This window comes from Actinopolyspora mzabensis, assembly GCF_900101095.1.
Classification (GTDB): Bacteria; Actinomycetota; Actinomycetes; order Mycobacteriales; family Pseudonocardiaceae; genus Actinopolyspora; species Actinopolyspora mzabensis.
Genome location: NZ_FNFM01000005.1, coordinates 313685 through 327159, shown reverse-complemented (window position 1 = coordinate 327159; position 13475 = coordinate 313685). Strand labels below are relative to the sequence as shown.

Here is a 13475-nt window from a genome sequence, read left to right as displayed (position 1 = left end):
TCATCCCGCCCGGGGCCGGTTACGGCGGATTTCGACCGCGCGACGCGTTCGCGGCGACTTGGTCGGGACACTCCGGTAGCCACCCCGGAGCTACGCGGAGACCTCGCCGGTAAGGCCCCACCCGTCCACAACCACCCCACGGGACCGAGGACGAGCAGCGGCGCGACGGGACGCGCGAGAGCACGCGGTTCACGAGAACCACTCGCGACGACACTCCGTTATTTCCCGGATACGCACCGAGCAAAGAAGCCTTCGCTCCGGTATAACAATCGGCCATGGGTGACTACCAACACAGCGCCACCGTGCGCACTGACGCCGCGTCTCTGTTCGAATACCTCGCCGACGTGAACCGGTTGCCCGACTACTTCGAGGGAATGGTCTCCGTCGAGTCCACCGGGCAACACACCGTGCGCACGGTGGCTCAGGTCGAGGGGCAGCGCCGCGAGGGCGAGGCCTGGCTCGAGATCGACACCCAGGCTCGCTCGATGCGGTGGGGAACCGAGAGCGAGAATCAGTACCACGGCGAACTCGAGGTCGCCGATGCCGGAGACGGACAATCCACTGTGACGGTCTCGTTGCACACCGAACGGGCCGACGGTCCGGGTGTCCGCGCGGGTTTGGAGCAGACCCTGGCGAACATCAAACGCCAGATCGAGGGAAGAAGCACCAACCCCGCATGAGCCCGCCGGGAGAACTACCGCACGTAGGCCCCCGGCGAAGAACCCGAAAGCGCCTCGGTCTGCGCCGTCCCACGAGACACCGCCGGGCGGCAAGACCGTCGCGAGGGCACTCGGGTTGTCCGAACCGGCTCCCCGCCGCCCCCGTGTCGGGAGAACGCGCCGCAGTCCGGGGTGCGGTCTCACAGCGTGCGGCGCGGCCTGTCGGATACCGGCCACACGGCGGGAAGATCGGGCGGCACGTCGGGAAAACACTCCCCGTAGTACGCGGGATCCTTGCGCACCAGCGCCGATCGGTGGGCGCGGTGAAACACCGGATCACCGAGCCACGGTGGCAGCTCCCCCGCCTCGGCAAGCGATTCCTGCGTGCGCACGACCTCCAGGCCGAGACTGCTGGACAGGTCCGCTCGCAGCGACGAGGCGCAGGTGTCGGCTCGCCCGGTAGCGCACCAGACCCGGCAGATCTCGAGACCATAGCGGGTCAGTGCCTCCTCGTACCCGGCCCACATGTTCGCAGCGGGATGGTGGCGCCAGCCGTAGTGGGCCACGGTCAGGGCACGCAGCACCTGCAACGCCTCCACTCGCTGTTTGCCCAGCCGTCGGGAATCGAGAACTCGCGCGACCGACGCGAACTCCGACCAGGGAAGGAACGTCTGCACGGCAGTCCTTTCCGGAGAAGGATCCACGAGCGAGGTCCCACCGCACCACAAGCTTGCGCCCCCGCACGGCAGGAGAACCACGGCCGTCGCTCACGCCGCGGGGTGCGAACCTCGGCGGGGAGAGGACGGTGGAGTCATCCGCGTGAGGTCCCGGCGAGGGAGTGCGTGGTGCGAGAGGAGCGGACGACCACCCCGCGAGCGAGGCGGTCACGGAACCCACGGGGTTCCCGCTGACCTTCACGGAACGGTACGCGCTCACCGAGACGTCAGCAGAACCGGGAACCACCTGGCGTGCGGGCATGCGCCGGGCCGCAGGCCGATGCGTCCTCGACGTCTTGGGGGTTCCCCGGAACGGTGTCGAGGGTGTTCGTCCTCGAGCACGTCCAGGCCGCACCATCCCGACCCGGCCTTCTACGACCACTCCTTCGAACCCGGTGCTTACCCGCACCCACCCCACGGACCCACGTGAGTGGCACGGCCACGGACAGGATCATCAGGCATGGGCACGCACATCCGCGCAGGGGAGCTCGACATCTGGGCCGAACAGACCGGACAAGGACCGGATGTCCTGCTCATCGGTGGGCTGGGCGATACCGTCGAGTCCTGGCAGTTCCAGCTCGACGGACTCTCGGACCGCTATCACCTGATCGCCTTCGACAACCGGGGGGCGGGGAGGACAGCCATGCCCGCGGCGCCCCTCTCCGTGGAGACGATGGCCGACGACGCGGCGCACCTCCTGCGTGCGGTCGGGGTTCCTTCCGCCCACGTGGCGGGCTTCTCGGGCGGTAGCATCATCGCCCAGGAGCTGGCCCTGCGCCACCCCGAGCTCGTGCGCAGCCTGGTCCTGCAGAGCACGTGGCCGGCGATGGACCACTACCTCCGCTCGTGGGCGAGGTTCGTCCGCTGGCTGGTGGAGGTCGCTCCGAGCGAACGGGCGTTCCTCGAGGGATTCTTCCTCGACATCTACACGGCGCGAGCACACAACGACGGAACCGTCGACCAACTCATCGAGGAAGTGCTCGCCTTCCCCCACAAACAAGCGGCCGAGGACGTGCAGCGGTTTCTCGACTGCTTCATCGAGCACGACACGACCGAACACCTCCCATGGATCTCCGTACCCGCGCTCGTCCTCGCCGGTGGTCTCGACCCGACCGCGCGTCCGCGGCTGTGCCGCGCCGTGGCCGAGAAAATTCCCCACGCGCGGTTCGAAATCATGGAAAAAGAGGCCCATCAACCCTTCCAGGAAATACCGGATGAATGGAACTCCCGCGTCGATTCGTTCTGGCGGGCCGTCGAAGCGGGAAACTGAATTCGTCGAAAGCTGCCCCGAGCAGCGCCTCGGCTCGTCCTGCTCCGGAAGTTCCACGGCCGCGCACCGAGGGAACGTTTATACGCACTCCCTGAACGGTATATCGGGTGGGGAACTCGTCAACGCCGAGCGGGAGGTGCTGGGCGTGACTCACCGAGATGACCGCAACGGAGAACCAGCCGCACGCCGGCCACGCAGGCGCGGAGCCGTACTGGGCCTCGTGACGAGCCTGTCGGCGGCGGCCGCGATCACGGCTGCCGTACTCCTGCCTTCCACACCCGAAGAACCACCCCAAGCCCCCACCGGAGACACGGCAGCACCGGTGATCACGGCCGACCCAGGCACCGAGCGAGAAGAGATCATCACGGCAGCCCAAGCCGAACTCGGCACCGAAGAAACCGGCAAGAACTGCCACAAGTACTCCGACCAGTGCGTGCCCTGGTGCGCCCTGTTCGCCATGACGACCTGGGAAAGAGCGGGCGTGGACGTCGAACCCGAGGAGTTCTCCTTCACCGGCGACGTCTACACCACCGGGCAGACCGAGGGCACGGCCTACGACAGCACCCAACTGGACAGCGCCAAGCCGGGCGACGTGCTGCTGTTCGGCACCGGACCGGCGACCCCCGACTCCAGCCACCACATCGGTGTGGTCGAGAAGATCCAGGGCGAAAGGGTCACCCTGATCGAGGGCAACACCGGGGACAACCCCGACAGGGTCATGCGCAAGACGCACGAGCTCGGCGAGAACACCTTCTACGGCGGCGTGCGCCCCTGGTAACGAACCAAGTGGGCACCAGCTCAGCCGCGCTCGTGGCCCGCCCGTACTTCAGGGCCTCGTCTCGCTCAACGCCCCCGCCCGCTGTCCGAGCTCACCGCGCTGAGGAACTCCTCGGGTTGTAGCGCGCGAGCGGTGATCCGGGTGTCACCCAGCGAGCCGTGGAAGCCCTGGCCGTAGCGCCCCGCACTCTGCTTGTCCCCGAGCGCGAACGGCTCGCCGAGCGTGGTGATTCCCTTCGACCGGGCGGCGGCGTTGCGCGCGACCTTCGACCGGTCCACGTACACGGTGGTGTGCCGACCGTCGTTGACCACGGCCACGTGCACCCACTGCCCGAGGGGCAGCGCGAGGCTTCAACAGGTGGGCTCGTCGTCGCGGTTGTGCGGGTAACGCTACGTACCGCAGGAACCGCTCGTCGGACAGGGCTAGGCCACCCGGCGCGTCGTCGGTCGAGTAGCCCCCGTCCTTGCCCGCGTCCCCCGCGCGTCCCTCCCAGCCGAAGATGCCCGTCCAGGCGTGCGAACCCCGGAACGGCTCGGACAACTTGAGGAACGTCTCTATGGTGTACCCCTGGGTGAACCCTGCGCTGTTGATCGGCGCGCCCCGCTTCGCCCGCAACACCGCCCCGCTGTTGGGGCTCTGGCCACCGTCGAACCGCCAGGAGGCCACGGTGTCGTGGTGCGCCACTTCCGAGGCGGGGCGCTGCGGCGACGAAGCCGGTGGGGCGAATCCCGTGAACTGCTCCTCGAAGTCGATCTCGACACCGAACCGGTCCGCGTTCGCGGTGAGTTCCACGTTCGCGGCCTCCAACGGCGAGCACCGTGCGGCGTGCTGCTCGCGCAACCACGGCGAGAACGTCGCCACGTCGATCATGCCGCGCACCGGTTCGAACAAGTACAGCCGGATCATCCCGGCACCGCCGTAGTAGCGCTCCTGGTAGTTGGCGAGGTGCAGGTGCACGGCGTTGCCCGCGTCATTGGTCAGCGTGGCGCGGCCGCACGGCCAGTAGTGGCCACCGATCGCCAAAAATTTGGTCGTCGCCGCGGATGAGCCCGTCCCACAACCGTTGCCCGTGCTCGGCGAGGTGGGCGAGCCCTTCTTCGGCGGCCCGGATCAGCTCGTGGGTGGTCAGGATCGTCGGCAGCTCGGGGTGCTCGTTCAGGACACCCCGCGCCCACCGCACGCCGCGGTCGGAAACCCGCCAGTCCAACGCGAACAGCAACCAGCTCCGATCACCGCCCTCCTCGATCAGGTACTGCGTGTCGGGCATAACGGCCAGGGTGAAGCGGGTGTCGGTGGCGGAGTGAGCGTGCCACGAGTTCCGCGAATCGGCCGAAGCGCCGATCGGGGTGGCCGAGTCGCGGGTCAGTCCCGGAACAGGGCGCTGTAGGCGTTCAGGGCGGGTTGGCCGCCGAGGTGTGCGTAGAGCACGTTGCTGTCCGGTCCGATCTCACCGGAGGTGACGAGGTCGATGAGTCCCGCCATCGATTTGCCCTCGTAAACCGGGTCGAGGATGACGCCCTCGAGCCTGCCGGTCAGCCGGATCGCTTCCAGCGTCGACTCCACGGGGATCCCGTAGTGCTCACCCGCCCACCCCTCGAGCACGGTGATCTCCTCCTCGCGCAGTTCCCGGCCCAGCCCGATCTTCTCCGCCGTGTCTCGCGCGATCTTCGCGACCTGACCACGGGTGCTGTCGATCTTCGCGGAGGCATCGATACCGAGAACTCGGCGGGGCCGTTGCTGCTCGGCGAAACCGGCGATCATGCCGGCGTGCGTGGAACCGGTGACGCTGCAGACCACGATGGTGTCGAAGAAGACGCCGAGCTCGCGTTCCTGTTCGGCGACCTCGTGAGCCCAGTTGGCGAATCCGAGCCCGCCGAGCGGGTGGTCGGAGGCACCGGCCGGGATCGCGTACGGTGTGCCTCCTTCCGCGCGGATCTCCTCCAGCGCGTTCTGCCAGCTCTGCTTGAAGCCGATGCCGAACTCGGCATCGGTGAGCTGGACCTGTGCCCCCATGATGCGTGAGAGTTGGATGTTTCCGACCCGGTCGTTGACCGCATCGGGCCAGTCGACCCAACTTTCCTGCACCAGCCGCGCCCGCAACCCGAGCTTCGCGGCGACGGCCGCGACCTGCCGGGTGTGATTGGACTGCACACCACCGATCGACACCAGGTGGGTGGACTCGTTGGCCAGGACGTCCGGAACCAGGTACTCCAGCTTGCGGGTCTTGTTGCCACCGAAGGCGAGGCCGGAGTTGCAGTCCTCCCGCTTGGCCCACACCCGCGCCCCACCGAGATGGTCGCTCAGGCGCTGCAGCGGGTGAATCGGGCTGGGCCCGAACAGCAGGCGGTAACGTGGAAAGTCACTCAGGGCCATGCTTCTCCCGTCCGTTCGAAAGTTCGTGGGTCTCGCCTGTTCCGCCACCGGGATCCTGCGCTCTCCGTGCTGTCACGTCCACCCACGGCCGCCCGGCCAGCCGAGCACCAGCTCGCACCCAAACCGATCCCGGTAGCGCCCATGGGGGTCGTCGATCCCGCTGCCCGATAAGGGGGCGCTCTCCGCCGAGGACGTCAATTCGCCGGTGCATGCGCTGTCCCGAGCGCCGCCACGCAGCACAAGCCCAACCTCGGCTCGCACATCCGGCAGTCCCGCCGGGGGTGAGCGAGTGGGTAATGTCATGCGAAGGTCCAACACCGCGCTTCGAACGTGTAGCTTCTATTTTCGCCGCAGTGCACGGGAAGCCGGTGAGAGTCCGGCGTGGTCCTCGCCACTGTGACCGGGGAGCGTCCCGCACCACGAAGCCACTGGCCGAAACGCCGGGAAGGCAGCGCGGACGTGACGATCCGGAAGCCAGGAGACCGGCTGCGGCGCAGGTATCGCTCGACGATGGATTGAGGACCGATGCGCCACCCGGCGACACGTATCGCCGCCCGGCCCCGCGCCGGACGCGACCGACCACGACGCGCCGCCACGGTGCTGGCCGCGCTGACGCTGACCACACTGATCGCCGGATGTGGCGCCACCGGCGCGCGAACGAACGCCGGCGCCCGGGAAGAGTCCCCGGCCGGGTTCCCCGTCACGGTCACCAACTGCGGAGAGACCACGACCTACCAGCGCCCTCCGCGACGCGCGGTGACGATGAACCAGCACACCACCGAGATCATGCTCGCGCTCGGCCTGGACGACCGCATGGTCGGTACCGCCTACCTGGACGATCGGATCCTCGCGGAGTACCGCGACGAGTACCGGCGGATTCCGGTGCTGGCAGAGCGATACCCCTCCTACGAAGCGTTGTTGAAGCAGGCACCCGACTTCGTCTACGGCGGTTACGCCTCCGCCTTCGGAGAGCAGGACGGGCGCTCGCGTAAACGACTGCGCGAGGCGGGTATGAGGACTCACCTGAACATCGCCAACTGCACCGACGGACGGGTGGGCATCTCCGAGGTACACGAGGAGATCCGCACGATCGCGAAGATCTTCGACGTACCGGAACGGGCCCGGGAGCTCATCGACCGTATGAACGCGACGCTGTCGGAAACTCAGCGCGAGCTGGGCGAGGTGGAACCGGTGAGCGTGTTCGTCTACGACAGCGGCACGAAATCGGCCCTGACCGCGGGGGGTGACGGGATCGCCGACTCGATCGTCCGGATGTCCGGCGGCCGCAACGTCTTCGCCGACCAGCGGGACGGCTTCGTCGACGTCTCCTGGGAACAGGTGCTTCAGCGGCGTCCCGAACGAATCCTGATCCTGGACTACGGATCGACCACCGTCGAGCAGAAGAAACGCCTGCTGCTGAGCAAGCCGGCACTGGCGAACGTTCCGGCCATCAAGCACCGGAGGTTCGCGGTGCTGCCGCTTTCCACCGCCGTGGCGGGAGTACGCGTACCCCGCGCCGTGGCCGAGCTGAGCGAGCAACTGCATCCGGGGCGGTTCCGGTGAGCGGAGGCAACGTGCGGAGTCCCGCCCGAGCGGCGCAGGCGGAATCGAGCTCGTCAACCGAAGCGACACGCCCCGCCCCGGAGCGCGTTTCGCCCAGCGAGCGCCGGATCTCCTACCCATTGGTGCTGGTCCTGCTCGGCGCCGCTCTGGTGGTCGCCGTCGTCGTCGGTCTCGCCGTCGGGTCGGTCTCGCTACCTCCGAGTGACGTGACCGCCATCCTCGTGCACCGGGTTTTTCCGGGATGGATCGATCCCGGCTGGCCGGCCACCTACGACACGATCGTGCTGGACGTGCGGCTGCCCCGAGTGCTACTGGCCGGGATGGTCGGGGCCGGGCTCTCGGCCGTGGGGACCGCACTGCAGGCACTCGTCCGCAACCCGCTCGCCGACCCCTTCCTGCTCGGGATCTCGTCGGGAGCTTCCCTGGGCGCCGTGACGTTACTGGTCACCGGCGCCACGGTTCTCGGGACGCTCGCCACCCCGATGGTGGCCGCGTTCGCCGGTTCGACGGTCACCCTGGCGGCGGTCTACGCCCTCGCGAGCTCGGGTGGACGGATGACCACCACCCGCCTCGTCCTCGCCGGAGTGGCGTTGTCCTACGTGCTCTCCGCGCTGACCGACCTGTTGCTGAGCACCGCCTCCGATCCGCACCTGCTGTCCTCGATCCGGTTCTGGAGGTTGGGCAGCGTCGCCGGGGCGGAGTGGCAGACGCTGCCGATACCGGCGATCGTGGTGCTGGCCGGTCTGGCCGTGCTGCTGTGGCAGTCCGGGTCGCTGAACCTGCTGCTCGCGGGCGAGGAGTCAGCCGGAACCCTGGGGCTGGACGTGCACCGCTTCCGCACCGGAATGTTCGTGCTGGTGTCGCTGATGACCGGTGTGATGGTGGCGGTCAGCGGTGCCATCGGGTTCGTCGGCCTGATGGTGCCGCACGCGGTGCGCATGCTGGTCGGGGCGGACCACCGGCGCGTACTGCCGACCGCGGCCCTGCTGGGGGCGACGTTCCTGATCCTCGCCGACCTCGCCGCCCGAACCGTGGCCGCGCCGCAGGAGATCCAGCTCGGGGTGCTCACGGCGCTGTGCGGCGGCCCCTTCTTCGTGTGGCTGCTACGTCGCCAGGCGCGCCGGGAAAAGGCGGACCGATGAGTCACCACGAAGTGCGACCGGCCGAGCTGGACATCCGGGACGTCTCCTGCACCGCCGGGGGTCGCGAAGTCCTTTCGCGTGTCTCGCTGACGGCGGAGCCGGGCGAAGTGCTCGGTGTGGTCGGTCCCAACGGGGCCGGAAAATCGACGCTGCTGCGCACGGCATACCGGCAACTGCGGCCCGCCGAGGGGCGGGTGCTGCTCGACGGAGCGGACGTGTTCCGGATGCCACGCCGCTCGCTGGCACGTCGGCTGGCCGCCCTGCCGCAGGAGACCCCCGCCGAGTTCGAGTTGACCGCCCACGACGTGGCCGCGATGGGACGCGCGCCGCACCGACGGAGGATCGGTGGGGATCGCCTCGGCGACGAGCGGATCGTGACCGTGTCGCTGGAGATGGTCGAGATGGCCGAGCTGGCCCACCGGCAGTTCGCCCAGCTCTCCGGCGGGGAGAAGCAGCGGGTGCTCATCGCACGGGCACTGGTGCAGGAACCGGGGATGCTGGTGCTCGACGAGCCCACCAACCACTTGGACATGCGGCACCAGTTCGATGTGCTGGCACTCGTGCGCCGGCTGAACGTGACGACCCTCGCAGCGCTGCACGACCTGAACCTGGCCGCCCGTTTCTGCGACCGGATCTGCGTGCTGGCTGCGGGCGAAGCGGTGGCGATCGGCACCCCCGTCGAGGTGCTCACCGAATCGCTGTTGTCCGAGGTGTACGGCGTGCACACCGAGGTCGGTACTCATCCCCGTACGGGAGCTCCGACGGTCCTCTTCGGAGACTGATCCGCCCGTTGCCGTGCGGAGCGCGTTCCGCTGTCGTCCCCAGGAGAGACATGAGCACTCGAGCCAACCAACTGCTCGCCAGCACCCTCGACGGGATGAACCCCACCGAGCACGCTCGGCTGCTTCCCGACGAGAGCTGGGGGCAGCTACCCGCGTCCCTCATCGAGAATCCCGAGTGGATGGCCGAGCAGCTGCGGTTGCGCGGACGGATCTGGTACACCGACGACGCGCGCGTGCTGGCCACGCTGTGGTGGTTCTCGACGTCGAGCAAACTGATCGCGCCGTCGGTCGCCTCGTACGTCGTCACCGGTGAGGCGCTGTCGCCTCGGCTGGAGGACCTGCGGCTGCACTGGCAGCCGGACAGCAGGCTGTCCGGGGTCACCTCGGTGAACGTGCTCCCCGGCAGCGACCCGCTGGAATCACTGGCCCAAGCGCTGCGGCGGACCCTCGACCGGAGCATCGCCTCGGTGGCCGCCACCGCCGGGATACGGCAACGTCCTCTCTGGGCGATCGCGACCGACGCCATCGCCGGGTGCCTGCTCTGGGCAGGCCGTGCACGAGGTGCGCCGGGCCGGGCCACCGCGCTGGCCGAACCGCTGGTCGCGGCCATGGACGCCCCGATGCCCGCACCGCGCTACACCGAGGTCGAGTCGCGGGAGAACGCATCCCGGCTGTTCACCAAGCGGACCTCGTGCTGCCTGCTCTACCGGGCGCCCGGCGAGGACAAGTGCTCCTCCTGCCCCGGCCGCCCTCCCGAGCAACGACGCGCCCTGCTCCGCGAGAACACCCCGCACTGACAGAACTGAGCCGTACGAAGCAAGGCCCGATGATCCAACGCGACCCGGCCGAGATACTCACCATCACCAGCAAGAGCGTGATGCGTCAGAGCAACCGGGTCATCACATACGGCCGGCTGCGCCACAAGGAAGTCAACAACGAGCGGCGGGCCACCCGTATCAGCCTGACCTCGAAAGGGCAGGCCGAGCACCAACGAGCCACCTCAGCCACGCGGCAGGCGAACGAACGCCTGACGCACGATATGGGGAAGCCGAGATCACCATCTTCGCCTTCCTGCTCACTCGGGTTCTCACCAATCCCTACGGCCCCGCATCGTCGAAACCATTCCGCGAACCAGGTCGGGCGAGGCGCAGACAAACACAACATCGACGAGAACCTTCACGCACGGGCTGAGGGCAGGTTCGCAACCTGCCCTCGCCCCCTCGACTCCCTAGCTCCAACAGATCCTAGTGATCGCTTGTTTCACCTGTTCCGGGCTCGTCCAATCGAGCAGCCAAGTCCTCCCTGTGGTAATTGATGAACATCTTTCGCAATGTGGAAATCACACGAAGGTGCACCGTTTCATCAGTGGCTGCCAATAGCTTGTCGACGAGCTGACCCACGGATTCCGATCGCGTCGCAGTGCTCATGACCTCGCGGAGTTCGTGGAACTGCTGCGCGACGGCCACCACTTGCTCGGGTTTGTCCTGATTGTCGAGGAACCAGGATGCCGTGGCCCGAAGCGGGTCGAGGAGCACCGAGCACATCCGCTCCTCCTGGTTACTGCGTTGTTGGTTCTGCCACGACAACGCGACGTGCCGACGCGTCGCCTCTTCACGAGCGGCGACCGCCGCGACGAGCTCCGCGTCAGCATCGACCGAGGAGCACTGCCCGCGCACGTACACGTTCGTTCCACCCACCCGGCACCACACGACGAGGGCCGCGTTGAGCTCAACCCGCAATCGTTCGGTGGCGGTCAATGCGCATTGCCTGCTCACTTCCGCAGCTCGATGGATTAGCCCAGCCCAAGCGATGTCCGTCAGGGAGGAAGGAGCGGGTACATTCCCGCCCCAATATGCCTCCAGCGAGAGACTCACATCGAAATGCAGTGGCTCGTCCGCGCTGGGCAGTGCAAGGCCGTCAGTGCTGGAGCGGTCCGAACACGGCCCTTCGAAGGAATGCTCCCCGTTCGAGGCGGACACACCTTCCCGAGCTTCCCAGCGGTGCAACAGTAGCCGTTTCCATTGGGACACCGGCACGTTCACTCCCTCCTACCGCCAGACGGGGTCCACTTCGTCCAGACGTGTCCACAGCTGGTGCACCACCGAGGTCAACGAGTCGTCTCCGAGGGAACTCAGGTCGAGCGAGGCACGATCGATCCGGCTGGCGTGTTCCACTTGCGCGATCCTGATCGAGTCGCAGCCGGTGGCTTGGACGAGCGACTCCACCATGGAATCCCGTTGGGCTGGGGAGACTGCGGATGCCGCTCGGAGCCAGCTTTGGACGATGGTCCGGCTGTCCTCCGGAGGCATGGCGCCGAGGGCTCGCTGCCAGAAGGACGTCGCCAGCTGGGCCTCGACCTCCCCGTTCTGCTTCCTCAGCACCTCCGCGACGGCCTCCGACAGGAGGCGCAGGCGTGCCGACGAGGCCCCGTCGAACCACTCCGATAGGTACCGCAGGAACTGGGAACCACCGAGTTGGATGCCGATCTGTTGAACGGCCTCCCGCACTGATTCCCGAACCAAGTCGTTCTCCGCGTTCGCCAGGTGTTTGAGTCGGGTCAACGCCACTCGCGGGAACGAGTGCCCGATACCCGCGCACACCTCCGCTGTCATCAGCTGAAGATCGGCGCTCCCCTCCCTCGACCAGGACCAGAGCCTCTGCCGAACGCTCTTGCCCAGGGTCTGGTCCGTGGCCGTGGTGGTCAGCAGGCGCACCGCGATGGAGCGTCGAGAGCGGTCCGAGGCACTGTTGGACGTCTGGGTTCCACACGATTCCCTGCCTGCCTTGGTCGTCGACCACTCACGGGCCAACCTGAGCGGTAGCTCGGCCCCTCCCACACCGGCCAGATCAGCGACCCGGTCGACGAGCAGCTCCAGTTCGTGGCGTTCGAAATCGCGGATCTCGACGGGTAATTTCCCGATCCAGTCCAACATCGGCTTCCGGAGATCGGGGTGCTCCCACCAGAAGTGGCGGAGCACCTGAGCTCCGAATCCCGGAGGTCGGAACTCCCGACGCCCGGCGTCGAAGTTCTCGTCGTCGAGGCCGCGTAGCCTGGTGAACGGGCTCAAGCGCAGCAGCGGAACGGATTGTTCCACCTCGGCACGGTTGTACTCGAGCATCCGATCTGAGGCTGCCACGATGCGCTCGGTCGACGCGCTCTCCAGAGCGGACGCCGCGAGCAGGAGAGCGATCCACTCCGAGTTCCCCGCCACCTGCCACTGGTGAATCTTGGCCCGCAGCTCGTCAGTTCGACCGTGCAGCTCGTTGTCGAGCAGATCCCGGAAAACACGTTCCGGATCGTCGCCCTGTTTACTGCGATTCGATACGGCTTCCGCGAGTTCCGCGACCTTCGGCGGCCACAGGCTCTCCAGATCCGAATCCGATTCGGTTCGCTTGACTAGCGCACGAGGGTCCTCCCCCACCAAGTGGCATTCGAACACCTCGACGGAGGAAGGCTTACCCAGCATGTGCATGCGTTCGGGGAGCTGTTTCTCGAACCGGCTCGTGTGGTCGGGTGGTACGAGCAGGATCAGGTAACTCCGGTAGCGCTCGATCTGCTGGGTGAGCTCGACCAAATCGCGTTGGACTTCCAGGAGATCATCCTGGCTCGACCTGCGGATGTCGACGAGCACCACAGCGGGTTCCTGCTCGACAAACAACGCGTCGGCCCGCAACCGAAAATCCGGATCGCTCAGCTCCTCCCGAACGGTGAGTTCCGAATGCGTCTTCTGCAACTCGAAACCGAGACGTTGCGCAGCGGCGAACTGGCCGCAGTCGAACTTTTGAGCCCCGATCAGCAGGATCCGACGTCGACGAAGTGTCTCGAAGGCCGTTTCGCTCTCACCCTCGATCGGCACGTCGAGCAGCCCCGGCGGTGGCACGTAGGTCTCCGCCAGTCGTTGCAGAGCCTCGCGGTCCTGGAGACCACGCCCTCTGCGCTCCTGCACCCGCACCTGGGCGAACTGTTCCGCACCGTCCTTCAGCAAGATGATGGAGTCACGTATCTCGGTCTTGCCGTGGGACTGGTCGAGATCGCGACCGATGCCAACTGCTCCCCCTCCGGACGCCGAGGTACTAGTCCGGTAAGCAACCTCCTCTTTCACAACCGGCGCCCCGTCGGGACTCGGATCCGCCTGGGGGTGGGGCGAGTCGAGCACGGCGAAAGCATCGACGTCGTACTGGTCCACGGCAC

At 67.3% G+C, this 13475-nt stretch carries 14 protein-coding genes and 1 riboswitch; of the genes, 8 read left to right on the top strand and 6 right to left on the bottom strand.

Annotated elements, in window-relative coordinates; genetic code table 11:
- The first annotated feature begins 275 nt into the window (after positions 1-275).
- Entirely contained in the window at positions 276-680 is a 405-nt protein-coding gene (locus BLR41_RS10505) for an SRPBCC family protein (protein ID WP_092627822.1), read from the top strand.
- Positions 681-859: 179 nt separating this feature from the next.
- Here the strand turns inward: BLR41_RS10505 and BLR41_RS10500 are convergent, their stop codons facing one another.
- Entirely contained in the window at positions 860-1336 is a 477-nt protein-coding gene (locus BLR41_RS10500; protein ID WP_092627821.1) for an MSMEG_6728 family protein, read from the bottom strand.
- 499 nt (positions 1337-1835) lie between these two features.
- Here BLR41_RS10500 and BLR41_RS10495 point away from each other — a divergent pair, with 499 nt between their 5' ends.
- Together BLR41_RS10495 and BLR41_RS10490 are read left to right on the top strand one after the other, a co-directional pair.
- Positions 1836-2645, top strand: a complete 810-nt coding sequence (locus tag BLR41_RS10495) for an alpha/beta fold hydrolase (protein ID WP_092627820.1) — start codon at positions 1836-1838, stop codon at positions 2643-2645.
- 145 nt (positions 2646-2790) lie between these two features.
- Complete coding sequence (locus BLR41_RS10490; RefSeq protein WP_092627931.1) at positions 2791-3423, top strand: CHAP domain-containing protein; 633 nt, start codon at positions 2791-2793, stop codon at positions 3421-3423.
- A gap of 65 nt (positions 3424-3488) precedes the next feature.
- On the opposite strand, the gene BLR41_RS23850 is transcribed toward BLR41_RS10490, so the two are convergent.
- Positions 3489-3707: a hypothetical protein gene (locus BLR41_RS23850; RefSeq protein WP_342745359.1), complete on the bottom strand. Its 219-nt coding sequence runs from the start codon at positions 3705-3707 to the stop codon at positions 3489-3491.
- 287 nt (positions 3708-3994) lie between these two features.
- Between BLR41_RS23850 and BLR41_RS23845 the strand changes: the two genes are divergently transcribed.
- Entirely contained in the window at positions 3995-4345 is a 351-nt protein-coding gene (locus tag BLR41_RS23845; RefSeq protein WP_218120062.1) for a hypothetical protein, read from the top strand.
- 48 nt (positions 4346-4393) lie between these two features.
- Here the strand turns inward: BLR41_RS23845 and BLR41_RS23110 are convergent, their stop codons facing one another.
- Together BLR41_RS23110 and BLR41_RS10480 are read right to left on the bottom strand one after the other, a co-directional pair.
- On the bottom strand, positions 4394-4690 hold the full coding sequence (locus BLR41_RS23110; RefSeq protein ID WP_218120061.1) for a metallophosphoesterase family protein: 297 nt from the start codon (positions 4688-4690) through the stop codon (positions 4394-4396).
- A 95-nt stretch (positions 4691-4785) separates the two neighbouring features.
- Positions 4786-5796, bottom strand: coding sequence for a 1-aminocyclopropane-1-carboxylate deaminase (locus BLR41_RS10480; RefSeq protein ID WP_092627819.1), 1011 nt, complete (start codon positions 5794-5796; stop codon positions 4786-4788).
- A gap of 334 nt (positions 5797-6130) precedes the next feature.
- A riboswitch (cobalamin riboswitch) is annotated at positions 6131-6301 on the top strand.
- A 20-nt stretch (positions 6302-6321) separates the two neighbouring features.
- On the opposite strand from BLR41_RS10480, the gene BLR41_RS10475 reads away from it, so the two are divergent.
- From BLR41_RS10475 to BLR41_RS10460, 4 genes are read left to right on the top strand one after another with little or no spacing between them, the layout of a single operon-like run.
- Entirely contained in the window at positions 6322-7359 is a 1038-nt protein-coding gene (locus BLR41_RS10475; RefSeq protein ID WP_176797934.1) for an ABC transporter substrate-binding protein, read from the top strand.
- 11 nt (positions 7360-7370) lie between these two features.
- Positions 7371-8501, top strand: a complete 1131-nt coding sequence (locus BLR41_RS10470; protein ID WP_245694045.1) for a FecCD family ABC transporter permease — start codon at positions 7371-7373, stop codon at positions 8499-8501.
- Positions 8498-9283: an ABC transporter ATP-binding protein gene (locus BLR41_RS10465; protein ID WP_092627818.1), complete on the top strand. Its 786-nt coding sequence runs from the start codon at positions 8498-8500 to the stop codon at positions 9281-9283. Before BLR41_RS10470 ends, BLR41_RS10465 begins: the two co-directional genes overlap by 4 nt.
- Positions 9284-9333: 50 nt before the next feature.
- Positions 9334-10080 carry a (2Fe-2S)-binding protein gene (locus tag BLR41_RS10460; RefSeq protein WP_092627817.1) on the top strand — a complete coding sequence of 249 codons (747 nt, stop codon included), beginning with the start codon at positions 9334-9336 and terminating at the stop codon, positions 10078-10080.
- A gap of 447 nt (positions 10081-10527) precedes the next feature.
- On the opposite strand, the gene BLR41_RS10455 is transcribed toward BLR41_RS10460, so the two are convergent.
- Positions 10528-11319, bottom strand: coding sequence for a hypothetical protein (locus BLR41_RS10455; protein ID WP_245694044.1), 792 nt, complete (start codon positions 11317-11319; stop codon positions 10528-10530).
- Between the two features lie 12 nt (positions 11320-11331).
- Positions 11332-13470: a hypothetical protein gene (locus tag BLR41_RS10450; RefSeq protein ID WP_092627927.1), complete on the bottom strand. Its 2139-nt coding sequence runs from the start codon at positions 13468-13470 to the stop codon at positions 11332-11334.
- Between the last annotated feature and the right edge of the window lie 5 nt (positions 13471-13475).

Coding starts and splice junctions, on each gene's coding strand:
- BLR41_RS10505 (WP_092627822.1), top strand. CDS start 276: ATGGGTGACTACCAACACAGCGCCACCGTGCGCACTGACGCCGCGTCT.
- BLR41_RS10495 (WP_092627820.1), top strand. CDS start 1,836: ATGGGCACGCACATCCGCGCAGGGGAGCTCGACATCTGGGCCGAACAG.
- BLR41_RS23110 (WP_218120061.1), bottom strand. CDS start 4,690: ATGCCCGACACGCAGTACCTGATCGAGGAGGGCGGTGATCGGAGCTGG.
- BLR41_RS10480 (WP_092627819.1), bottom strand. CDS start 5,796: ATGGCCCTGAGTGACTTTCCACGTTACCGCCTGCTGTTCGGGCCCAGC.
- BLR41_RS10475 (WP_176797934.1), top strand. CDS start 6,322: ATGCGCCACCCGGCGACACGTATCGCCGCCCGGCCCCGCGCCGGACGC.
- BLR41_RS10465 (WP_092627818.1), top strand. CDS start 8,498: ATGAGTCACCACGAAGTGCGACCGGCCGAGCTGGACATCCGGGACGTC.
- BLR41_RS10460 (WP_092627817.1), top strand. CDS start 9,334: ATGAGCACTCGAGCCAACCAACTGCTCGCCAGCACCCTCGACGGGATG.